This is a genomic window from Streptomyces sp. NRRL F-5727, assembly GCF_000719555.1.
Taxonomy (GTDB): domain Bacteria; phylum Actinomycetota; class Actinomycetes; order Streptomycetales; family Streptomycetaceae; genus Streptomyces.
This window is the reverse complement of the sequence record NZ_JOGX01000110.1, coordinates 1-11,537: the sequence shown is the minus strand read 5'-3', so window position 1 is coordinate 11,537 and position 11,537 is coordinate 1. Positions and strand designations below refer to the sequence as shown.

The 11,537-nt window shown below is 74.5% G+C and carries 7 protein-coding genes; 4 read left to right on the top strand and 3 right to left on the bottom strand.

What is annotated here, in order from left to right:
• The coding region (locus IF73_RS0136160; protein WP_051717692.1) for an ATP-binding protein at window positions 1-2,588 on the top strand (2,588 nt) is incomplete at its 5' end.
• Here IF73_RS0136160 and IF73_RS0136155 read toward each other — a convergent pair.
• Window positions 2,575-4,608, bottom strand: coding sequence for a sigma-70 family RNA polymerase sigma factor (locus IF73_RS0136155; protein ID WP_031015534.1), 2,034 nt, complete (start codon window positions 4,606-4,608; stop codon window positions 2,575-2,577). The genes IF73_RS0136160 and IF73_RS0136155 overlap by 14 nt on opposite strands.
• A gap of 201 nt (window positions 4,609-4,809) precedes the next feature.
• Window positions 4,810-5,628, bottom strand: coding sequence for a TetR/AcrR family transcriptional regulator (locus tag IF73_RS0136150; RefSeq protein ID WP_063833513.1), 819 nt, complete (start codon window positions 5,626-5,628; stop codon window positions 4,810-4,812).
• Window positions 5,629-5,970: 342 nt separating this feature from the next.
• Between IF73_RS0136150 and IF73_RS0136145 the strand changes: the two genes are divergently transcribed.
• Window positions 5,971-7,374 (top strand): NAD(P)/FAD-dependent oxidoreductase, encoded by a 1,404-nt coding sequence (locus IF73_RS0136145; RefSeq protein WP_063833512.1) that lies wholly within the window; start codon window positions 5,971-5,973, stop codon window positions 7,372-7,374.
• A gap of 106 nt (window positions 7,375-7,480) precedes the next feature.
• Entirely contained in the window at window positions 7,481-9,139 is a 1,659-nt protein-coding gene (locus IF73_RS0136140) for an ATP-binding SpoIIE family protein phosphatase (RefSeq protein WP_031015530.1), read from the top strand.
• Here the strand turns inward: IF73_RS0136140 and IF73_RS0136135 are convergent.
• Window positions 9,136-10,401: an MFS transporter gene (locus IF73_RS0136135; protein WP_037881645.1), complete on the bottom strand. Its 1,266-nt coding sequence runs from the start codon at window positions 10,399-10,401 to the stop codon at window positions 9,136-9,138. The genes IF73_RS0136140 and IF73_RS0136135 overlap by 4 nt on opposite strands.
• A gap of 155 nt (window positions 10,402-10,556) precedes the next feature.
• Between IF73_RS0136135 and IF73_RS0136130 the strand changes: the two genes are divergently transcribed.
• Window positions 10,557-11,123: a MarR family winged helix-turn-helix transcriptional regulator gene (locus IF73_RS0136130; protein ID WP_031015528.1), complete on the top strand. Its 567-nt coding sequence runs from the start codon at window positions 10,557-10,559 to the stop codon at window positions 11,121-11,123.
• Window positions 11,124-11,537: the final 414 nt, after the last annotated feature.

Genomic DNA, 11,537 nt, shown 5'->3' with positions numbered 1-11,537 from the left:
CCTCACCTCCTTCGTCGGCCGCGAGCCCGAACTCGCCGCGCTCCGCGCCGACCTCGGCCGGTCCCGGCTCGTTACGCTCACCCGCCCCCGAGGGCGGCAACATCCGCCCCCGCCTCACCTCCTTCGTCGGCCGCGAGCCCGAACTCGCCGCGCTCCGCGCCGACCTCGGCCGGTCCCGGCTCGTCACGCTCACCGGCCCGGGCGGCTCCGGGAAGACACGGCTCGCCGAGGAGGCCGCCCGGCAGGTCGCCGGGCCACAGGCGTGGATCGCGGAGCTCGCGCCGCTCGACGACCCGGGCGCGCTCCCCGGCGCCGTCCTCTCCGCACTCCGCCTCCGTGAGATGAACCTGATCACCCGCGACGGCACCACGCTCCAGGACGACCCCACCGCCCACCTCGTCGAGCACCTCGCCCACCGCCCCGGCCTGCTCCTCGTCCTCGACAACTGCGAGCACGTCATCGGCGCCGCCGCGGCCCTCGCCGAGACGCTCCTCGCCCACTGCCCCGGCCTCCGGATCCTCGCCACCAGCCGCGAACCCCTCGGCGTCCCCGGCGAGGCCGTCCGCCCGGTCGAGCCCCTGCCGCCCGTCCCCGCGCACCGGCTCTTCACCGAGCGGGCCAGGGCCGTCCGGCCCTCCTTCGCCCAGGACCACGCGCGCGAGGCGGACGTCGCCGACGCCGTCGCGGAGATCTGCCGCCGGCTCGACGGCCTGCCCCTCGCCATCGAACTGGCCGCCGCCCGGCTGCGGCTGCTCACCCCGCGCCAGATCGCCGACCGGCTCGACGACCGCTTCCGGCTCCTCACCTCCGGCGCCCGCACCCTGCTGCCCCGCCAGCAGACCCTCCGCGCGGTCGTCGACTGGTCCTGGGAGCTGCTCGACCCGGCCGAGCGCACCCTGCTCCGCCGGGTCTCCGTCTTCACCGGCGGCTGGGACCTGCCGGCGGCGGAGGCCGTCGACACGCCCGCCCCCGAGGGCGGCACCGACACCCTCACCACCCTCGGCGCCCTCGTCGACAAGTCGCTCGTCGTCGCCACCCCCACCGACGACGGCGCGATGCGCTACCGCCTCCTGGAGACCATCCACGAGTACGCCGCCGAGCGCGCCGCCGAGACCCCGGAGCTGCTCGCCGCCGCGGCCGCCGCCCACACCGCGCACTTCACGGCCCTGGTCGAGGAGGCCGAGCCCAGACTCCGCTCCGCGGAGCAACTGCCCTGGATCGACCGGCTGGAACGGGACCTCGACAACATCCGGGCCGCCCTCCACCGCGCCCTCACCGTCCCCGACGAAGCCACCGCGTTCCGGCTGGTCCTCGCCATGGGCTGGTTCTGGTGGCTGCGCAACTACCGCCCCGAGGGCCTGGGCTGGACCCGGTACACCCTCTCCCTGGGGGAGGACCCGGACGACCGGGACGACCCCCGCTACTGGCCCCGCATGCGGCTGCGGCTGCTCTCGTTCTTCCTCGCCCTGGAGGACGAGAACACGTACCTGGGCGACCTCCGCGAGGACCCGGCGGCGCTCGCCCAGATCCGCCGCGTCCGGGACGCCTTCGGCGACGACCCCGGCCCGGAGTCCGCCCGCTTCCCCGGCCTGCTCTGGCCGTTCAGCGCGTACCTGACCGAGGAGCCCGAGACGGTCCGCGCCCTGCTCGACGTCGGTGTCGAGACCTGCCGCCGGTACGGGGGCGACTGGGAGGCAGGCGTGAGCCTGATGTTCCGGACCCACATGATCGTGGACATGCCCGGCGGCATGGAGGGGATCGACGAGGACCTGGCCGAACTCCGCGTCCTCACCCGCCGGGTCGGGGACCGCTGGATGGGCGCCCAGGTCGCCTCGGCCGCCGCCGAGGCCCACATGATGCGCGGGCGCCGGGCCGAGGCCAGGGAGGCGTACGAGGAGGCGCTCCGGCTCGCCCGCGAGGTCGGCGCCCACACCGAGGCGCCCTTCCTCCTCGCCCGGCTCGCCGAACTGGCCTACCGGGACGGCGACCCGGACGCCGCCGAGCGGGGGCTCGACGAGGCCGCCCGCGAGGCCGAACGGCTCCGCATCCGGGACGCCCTCGCCTTCGTCGACGTCATGCGGGCCGTCCTCGCCCTCGACCGGAACGACCCCGCACGCGCGCGTGCCCTGATCACCTCGGCCGGCGCCCACGTCCGCGCCGGCAGCCCGCCGCCGCACTTCACCATCGCCATCGAGGGGTTCGTCGCCCGCGTCGAGGCCCACGAGGGCGCGGGCCCGGCGGCCGTCGCCTCCGCCGCCGCCGCGCTGCGGTCCGCCCTCGGCGGCCGCTGCGCGGACGTCATCGTGATCAGCCTCGGCGAGGGGCTCGCCTTCGCCCTGCAGCGGGCCGGTGACGCCGACCGCTGCGCGCGCGTGGCGGCCGCCGTCGCCACCTGGCGGAAGGGCATCCCCCGCTCGGTGCCCGAACGGCGCGAGGACGAGGAGCTGACCGCCGCCTGCGGGACCGCGCTCGGCGCGGACGGGCTCGCCGCCGCCCGTGCCGCCGGGGCCGGACTCGGTCCGGAGGACGTGCTGGACCTGGTGGAGCCGTACACCGCCGGCGCCGGAGAGGCCGTCAGGAGCAGCTGATCCGGGACTCCGCCCAGTCGGCGACGGCGGCCTTCCCGAAGGGGGTGTGCTCCTCCACCACGAGCCGGAGCGTGGAGCGCCCGCCCAGGTCCACGTGGACCGGGATCCCGGGGTCGCCCTGCCGGACCACGGGCGAGCGCCACAGCCGCTCCCCGTCGCCGTACACGGAGAAGCGGACCCCGCCGGGCCCGAACGGGACGCTCAGGTCGTCGACGCCGACGACGGCGTCGTAGGCGGTGCACTGCCGGTTCAGCCGGATCAGCAGCGAGGACGGGGCGTGCACGCTGACGCCGTACGCGTACGGGGAGCCGCTGATCGTCATGGACTGGCGCGGCCACATCCAGCTGCCGTCCTCCAGGACCACCTCGGGCTCGGTGCCGTCGCCGAACGCGGCGTACTCCAGCCGGTCGACCTGGTAGACGGTGGGCGCGGGCGGCGGGGGCGTCGTCGGCGGCGGGGTGGGGCTCGGGGTGGCCTTCGGGCTGGGTGTGGGGCTCGGCGGCGGAGTCGTCGGCGCGGGAGTCGGCGTCGGCTTGGGCGAGGGCTTCACCACCGGCTCGGGCGTCGGCTTCGGGGTGGGCTTGGGCGTCGGCTTCGGCGAGGGCGGCGGGGTGGTGGGCTCCGGCGCGGGCGCCGGGGGCGGCGTCGGCTCGGGCGTCGGCCTGGGGGAGGGCTTCGTCGGCGGCGCGGGCTCGGGGGCGGCGGGGGTGACGGCCGGCGGTGTGGGCTGCGGCGCGGCGACGGGCTGCGGGTCGCCGGCCATCGCCCAGACGAGCCCGGCCGCGGCGGCGACGGCCATCGCGGCGGCGATGCCGGCCTTCACGGGCGCGCCGAGGCCCTCGGCGGCGGCACCGCCCGAGGCGGCGCCCGACGTCGTCCCGCCGGTGGCGGCGGCCGCGGCACCCGCGCCCGCCGCGCCGACGGCACCGCCGGCGACGATGCCGGCGGCCTTGAGGGAGTAGCCGGCGGCGAACCAGCCGATGACCGCGACGGGGAGCAGCGCCGGGATCCCGGCGTTCACGTGGGCGAGTTCACCGGCGGCGACCCGGCACTTGGCGCACTCGTCCAGGTGCTTGCGCAGGCCGCGCTCGGCCCGCATCCGCAGTCCCCCGCGCGCGTAGGCGCCGAGCCGGTCGGCGTACCGGGCGCAGTCGCCGCCCGCGGTGAGCGCCTGGCTGACATGGGCCTGGAGGTACGCCTGCTTGAGGCCCTCGCGGGCGCGGCTGGCGAGGACGGCGGTGGCGTTGGCGGTCAGGCCGAAGAGGGGGGCGACCTCGCTGGGCGACTCCTCCTCGACGGTGGTGTGCCACAGGACGGCCTGCCAGCGCTCGGGCAGCGACCGGAACGCCTGCATGGCCAGCGACTGTTCCGCCTCCTGCATGGCCCGGACCTCGGCGCCGAGGTCCATGGTGTCCTGGTCGGAGACCTCGGAGGAGCGGGCGGCGTCGGCGGCGAAGACGGCGAAGTCCTCGACGAGGTGCTCGCGCTTCTGGGTCTTGGCCCAGCTCGCGCCGACCCGCCGGACGGTGGTCATCAGATAGGCGCGGACGGCCTGTTCGGGCCCGGCGCCGCCGCGGACGGCCTGGAGGGTGCGGGCGAAGACCTCGGCGGTGAGGTCGTCGGCGGTGTGCGCGTCCCGGCAGCAGGTCCGGGCGTAGCGGCGGACGGCGTCGGAGTGGCGGCGGAAGAGCTCCTCGTACGCGGAGTCGTCGCCGTCCCGCATGCGCGCGATGAGTTCGGCGTCGGAGGCCGGCAGCTCCCGAGGGGGCGGCAGCAGCCCCTCGTCGTCCGCGGGAGCCCCGGCGGATCCGTCCTCCGGGTCGTGATCCGGTACGGGGAGGGGCGCGGCGCCCGGCGACGGGGCCTCGCGCTGCTGCGGCACGCTCGGTTCGGCCGGGCCGTGCGGGGAGCCGGGGGCGCCGCCGGGGCCGCCCTGGCTCGGCACCTGCCGGGCGGGCAGGCCCTCGGCCTCCGTGGCGCCACCGGCGCCCAGCGGATCGTCCCGACCGTCACCGCTCATCGCGGAAGCCCCCGTACGCGTGCGCAGACCCGAATATCCGCCAAGCCTGCCACACGACGCGGGCACGCCGAAGCGCCGCGTCCACTTACCACTCGTCCGGGGCGACTTCCCGTATCCCGGCGTAACCGCTCACACGTTCGTGTCATGCTCCTTGGTCCGCCCGGCCCAGAGGCCCGGCGGACCGAACGAGCGTCCGACCCGCTACCGCGAGCGCAGGCCCTCCAGAAGGATGTCCAGGAGCCGGGCCGAGGCCGCAGCCTGCTGGGCCGCGTCCGGCAGCGCCGGCGCCGCCGTGGCGATGACCAGCAGCACGTCCGCCACGGTCACGTCGGTCCGCAGCTCACCCGCCTCCCGGGCCCGGTCGACCAGCCGGCCGACGACCTCCAGGAGCTCCGCGGCCCCCGCGTCGTCCCGCTCGCCCGCCGGCACCGCCCGGGGCGCCACCACGCGCGCGTCGGCCTGCTCGCCGAGACCCCGCTGGTACGGGACACGGGCCTCGCCCTCCCCGTCCACCGGCGACTCGTCCACGCCCACCCGCAGCACCTGCGGCGGCAGCAGCCGCCCGGCACCCGAGGCGACCGAGGTGCGCAGGAACCGGGAGAGCGCGGACCACGGCTCCTCCTCCTGCCCGAGCGCGGCCCGCGCCTGCTCGGTCAGCCGGGCCGTCTCCTCCTCGGCTATCCGCCGCACCAGCACGTCCTTGCTGGGGAAGCGCCGGTACACCGTGCCCACCCCGACGCGCGCCCGCCGGGCCACGTCCTCCATCGGCGCCCCGTAACCGAGTTCGCCGAAGACCTCGCGCGCGGCACGCAGCACGTGCTCCAGATTGCGCTGCGCGTCCACCCGCAGCGGCGCCGCGCGCCCGCCCGCCACCGGACCGCCCACGACGGTGCCGGTACCCGCGACGGTGCCGGCGACCGGCACGGAACCGGCCGACGGCACGGCGGCCACGGCCCCCGCACCCCGGTCGTCCCGCTCCGCCCCGACCACGGACTGCCAACGAGAATCCTGAATCTGCATAAGCGTTCCCCCGCTCATGATGTCTCCCCCCGGAGACTCCCCGCCCTGATACGGGGCTCCCGGCCGGTGTGCGCGATCGGTCCGCGCGCACGCCGGAACCGACACCCCGACGAACTACGAACATAGTTGAGTCCGGGTCAATTCAGAAGGGGGAGTTCCGTACGGTGCGCCCCCCGATCGGAGCAAGCCGCCGGAGTCACCCGATTCCCACCCCGTGACGCACCACCCACGCACGCCGTGACCTGCGCCGTTGCGCCCACCAGACCCGCGCGCGCCACCCCGCGCCTCCGTACCCCTCCGGTCACACAATTCGCCGGGCCTGTGGACAAACCCCGGACGGCGATGCCTCATGGGACGGTGACCGAACCTGCGCGCATTCTCGTGGTCGGCGGTGGCTACGTCGGCATGTACACCGCGCTGCGCCTCCAGCGGCAGCTCAGGACGGAGCTCGGACGCGGCGCCGCCGAGATCGTGGTGGTCACGCCCGACCCGTACATGACGTACCAGCCGTTCCTCCCCGAGGCGGCCGCCGGCTCGCTCTCCCCGCGCCACGTCGTCGTCCCGCTCCGCCGCGTCCTGGACCGCTGCCGCCTCCTCATCGGCGAGGTCGACTCCATCGACCACGCCAAGCGCACAGCGATCCTCACGACCCTCGCCACCGACGAGGAGGGCGCGGGCCCGGTCGCCCTCACCTACGACGAACTCGTCCTCGCCCCCGGCTCGGTCTCCCGCACCCTCCCCGTCCCCGGCCTCGCCGACCACGGCATCGGCTTCAAGACCGTCGAGGAGGCCATCGGCCTGCGCAACCACGTCCTGGAGCAGCTCGACATCGCCTCCTCGACGCGCGACCCGGCGCTCCGCGACGCCGCCCTCACCTTCGTCTTCGTCGGCGGCGGGTACGCGGGCGTGGAGGCCCTCGCCGAACTGGAGGACATGGCCCGGTACGCCACCCGCTACTACCACAACATCAAGCCCGAGGACCTGCGATGGGTCCTTGTCGAGGCCGCCGGCCGGATCCTCCCCGAGGTCGGCGACGAGATGGGCCGGTACGCCATCCGCGAGCTCCGCGGCCGCAACGTCGACGTACGCCTCGACACCCGCCTCGACAGCTGCGAGGACCGGGTCGCCGTCCTCAGCGACGGCACCCGCCTGCCCACCCGCACCGTCGTGTGGACCGCCGGGGTCAAGCCCGCCCCCGTCCTCGCCGCCACCGACCTCCCCCTCGACGGGCGCGGCCGGATCCGCTGCACCGCCCACCTCACCGTCGACGGCGCCCCGCACGCGTGGGCGGCCGGAGACGCCGCCGCCGTCCCCGACGTCACCGCGAAGGAACCCGGCACCCCCTGCGCCCCCAACGCCCAGCACGCCGTCCGCCAGGCCAAGGTCCTCGCCGAGAACCTCGCCGCCTCCCTCCAGGGCCGGCCGCTCAAGGAGTACGCGCACGCGTACGCCGGCTCCGTCGCCTCGCTCGGCCTCCACAAGGGCGTCGCGCACGTGTACGGACGCAAGCTCAAGGGGTACCCGGCCTGGCTGATGCACCGCGCCTACCACCTCAGCCGGATGCCCACCGCCAACCGCAAGGCCCGGGTCCTCGCCGAATGGACCCTCTCCGGCCTCTTCAAACGCGAGATCGTCTCCCTCGGCTCCCTGGAACACCCCCGGGCCGAATTCGAACTCGCGGCCGCACCACCCCCACCCCCGCCCACGCCTCCCGGCCCCGACGGGAACGACGGGACGTCCTCCTGACATCACTGTCAGTGCACTCGTCCACACTGGACGTGTGACCATAGGTGGGCTCACACCTGCACAGCGTGACTCCGCACGGCACCGACACCACGAGGCATACAGATCCGTGAACTTCACCCGTTGGAGCGCCCGGCTCCCCGGCACGCAGCGCCGCGCGGCGCGGGGGACCGAAGGCTCCGTGCCCGCCGCCCGCGGTGAGTACGGACCGCGGCAGGACGCACAGGACCCCGAGCACGCCGGCACGACCGTCGACACCGTGGACCCCGAGGTCCCCGCCCTGGAGGACTTCTCCGTCCGGGACCTCCTCGGCCGCCTCCCCGGCCTCGTCGCCCTCGTGTACGGCCCCGAGCACCGCATCGCGTACGTCAACGAGGCGTACGCCGCCGCCTTCGGCCCCCGCACCCCCGGCGCCACCGTCGCCGCCACCTGCCCCGAGGCCGAGGAACTCGGCCTGCTGCCCCTCCTCGACCAGGTCCTCCGCAGCGGCAAGCCCCGCACCGTGAAGTCCCGCCGCACCGCCGACGGCGGCTCGTACACCGTCACGTGCCTGCCCGTCGACAGCCCGCACCTCGACGGCGCGGGCGTCCTCGTCCACGCCGCCGACGTCACCGACCACGCCGAGGCCGCCGAACGGCTCCGCGCCAGCGAGCGCCGCCACCGCGAGACCGCCGTCACCCTCCAGCGCTCCCTCCTCCCGCAGGAACTGGAACAGCCCGACGACCTGCGGATCGCCGCCACCTACCAGCCCGGCGTCGCCGACGCCGCCGTCGGCGGCGACTGGTACGACGTCATCACCCTCGGCGCCGGCCGCACCGCCCTCGTCATCGGCGACGTCATGGGCCGCGGCGTCCGCGCCGCCGCCGTCATGGGCCAGCTCCGCACCGCCGTCCGGGCGTACGCGCGCCTGGACCTGCCCCCGCACGAGGTCCTCCAGCTCCTCGACGGCCTCGCCGCCGAGATCGACGCCAGCCAGATCGCCACCTGCGTCTACGCCGTCCACGACCCCAACGAGGGCAAGCTCGTCTACGCCTCCGCCGGCCACCTCCCGATCCTCGTCCGCGACGCGGACGGCACCGTCCGCCAGGCCGACGGCGCCACCGGACCCCCGCTCGGCACCGGCGGCTGGCTGCACGCCTCCGGCTCCATCGCCCTGCCCCCCGGCTCCACCGCCGTCCTCTACACCGACGGACTGGTCGAACGCCGCCGCGAGGACATCGACGAGGGCGTCGAAGCCCTCGCCCGCGCCCTCTCCGGCGCCAGCGGCACCCCCCAGGTCGTCTGCGGCCGGCTGCTCCGCGCCCTCGGCGTCACCGCCGAACACGACGACGACGTCGCCGTCCTCGTCGTCCAGCACCCCGCCCGCGACGGCGCCGACGCCGAGCTGTTCCACAACGCCGCCCTCGAACTCCTCGGCGGCGTCGAGGCCGCCCCACGCGCGCGTGCCTTCGCCTCCGGAGTCCTCTCCTCCTGGCGCTTCCCCGTCGAACTCCGCGACCTCGGCGTCCTCGCCACCAGCGAACTCGTCGCCAACAGCCTCCAGCACGGCACCCCGCCCATGCGCCTGCGGCTCCGCCGCACCGACCGCCGCCTGATCATCGAGGTCACCGACGGAGACGACCACCTGCCGCGCCGCCGCAGGGCGGAAACGGAGGACGAGGCGGGTCGCGGGATCTCCATCATCGCGACGATCGCCTCGTCCTGGGGAAGCCGCCGCACTCCGGGCGGCGGCAAAGCGGTCTGGTGCGAATTCGCCCTCCGTGACTAGAGAGCCGCGGTCTCCCGCTCGGGCTGGTGCTGAGCCACCACCCGAGAGGGCTTCACGGCCAGCGCCGGCTGGTTCTGCACCGGCGTGAGCTGCCTGCCGAGCCGCACCGCCAGCACCGTGACCAGCAGCGAGAACAGCACGAAGGTCACGATGTACGGACCGTGCAGCGACGCGCCCATCGGCCCGCCCACCGCGGGGCCGACCGCCAGCGCCAACTGCTTCACCAGGGCGAAGGCCGAGTTGTACGAGCCCACCATCGACTCCGGCGCCAGATCGGCCACCAGCGGCGCCACCGTCGGCGACAGCATGGCCTCACCGAGTCCGAACAGCGCGTACGTGGAGACGAACGCGGCCGTCGCCATCGCCTGGCTTCCGTGCCCGAGCCCCGCGTACCCCGCGATCAGCCACGCCACCGCCCAGATCAGCCCCACGGCCGCGATCACCCGGGTCCGCTTGCGGCGCTCCACGAACTTCAGCACCAGGAACTGCGCCAGCACGATCACGGCGGTGTTCGCCGCCAGCGCCAGACCCAGCGCCGACGGCGCGATGCCGGCGGCCTCGGTGCCGTACGCGGCCAGACCCGACTCGAACTGTCCGTAACAGGCGAAGAAGAGGACGAAGCCGAGGACGCACAGCTGCACCATCGCCTTGTGGCCGACCAGCGCCCGGACCCCGCCCTTGGCGCCCTCGGCGGGCCGCGCGCCCTGGAGCGCGGGCGAACCGGCCGTCCGCACGGTGCCGACCACCGCGGCCAGCACCAGGAACATCACGGCCTCGATCGAGAACAGCAGCAGGAAGCTGTCGGGCCGGCTCACGTCGACGAGCTGGCCGCCGATCAGACCACCGACACCCAGGCCCAGGTTCTGCAGGAAGAACTGCAGCGCGAACGCACGGGTCCGGCCGGCGGGCTCGGAGCACCACACGATCATCGTGGCGAGCGCCGGCTGGAGCACCGCCGTCCCCGCACCGAGCAGCGCGGCGGCACCCACCGCCGCCGGGACGCTCGACGCCAGCCCCATCCCCACGGCGCCGACCGCGGCCAGACCCGAGGCGACGAGCAGCACCGGCACGGGCCCGCGCCGGTCGATCGCCCGCCCGCTGAACGGCAGCACCACGAGCGCGGCCATGGCGAAGACGGCCAGCACCACACCCGCGGTCGTCGCGCCCAGATCCCGCACCTGCGCCACGTACACATAGAGGTACGGCACGGTGAAGCCGAGTCCGAACGCGCTCAGCGCGCTGCCTGCCTGAATCCGGCGCATCGCCGCGCCCCTCGCCTTGGTCACACTCACCCACTTCGGTCGCGGGTTCAGCCCTGTACGCCTGAACCCTGAAGACTTCAACACTAAAGTTCGATCCTTAACAGTACACATGGAAGGACTTCAACGCCAACGAGGAGCGTGGGATACTCGCCCTCATGTCCGACACCCCCGAGCACCCCGCCTCGCAGGAGCCGCAGGAGCCGACGCTCGACGAGCAGATCGCCGCCTACCAGCGCGAGTACCGCGACCTGGACCCGCAGGTGGAGAAGGTGGTCTCCGCCCTCGGCCGGCTGAACCGCCGGATGAACGTGGCGTACGGCCGCCAGCTCGCCGACCTCGGCATCAGCAACGCGGAGTGGGAGGTGCTCAAGACGCTCGTCCTCTCCGGCGCCCCGTACCGCCTGGGCCCGGGCGAGCTGGCGAAGCGTCTCGGCCTCACCCCCGCCGCCATGACCCACCGCATCGACCGCATGGCCGGCGAGGGTCTGGTCACCCGCGACCGCGACGAGACCAACCGCGTCCGCGTGATCGTCGAGCTCACCGACGAGGGCCGTACGAAGTGGCTGGAGGCGATGCGGATGGCCACGGACTTCGAGGAGAAGCTCCTCCAGGACCTCGGGCCCGAGGAGCGGGGCGCCCTGGGCGACGCCCTGATCCACCTCCTGCGCAGGGTGGAACTGACCCAGCCGGACGCCGGCGGCCGGCTCACCGACCTCGACTGACAGGCCGCGCGGAGACCCCAGGGCGGTGGTTGACACCCCCCTGGGGGACGCGTAGTGTTCTCCGAGTTGTCACGGAGCCGGAACGGTTCTGCGACGACCATCCCGCCGCGAGAGCGGCACCTCAATCCAGCACGGTCTCCCTCACGGGATGAATTTCGGCATGCCGAAATTCAATTCGAACGACTCGATTATGAGCCGCCGAAGGAATCCGCTAAGGTTTGAGACGTCGGAACGGCCCAACAGCCCGGAAGACAAACCCCGCTGACTGGGAATCAGACGCCGAAAGGATCTGATAGAGTCGGAAACGCCGGAAGGGCCCGGAGCGAAAGCGAAAGGGACCGGAAAGCACCGAGGAAATCGGATCGGAAAGATCTGATAGAGTCGGAAACGAAGGAAGCGCCCGGAGGGCCTGGA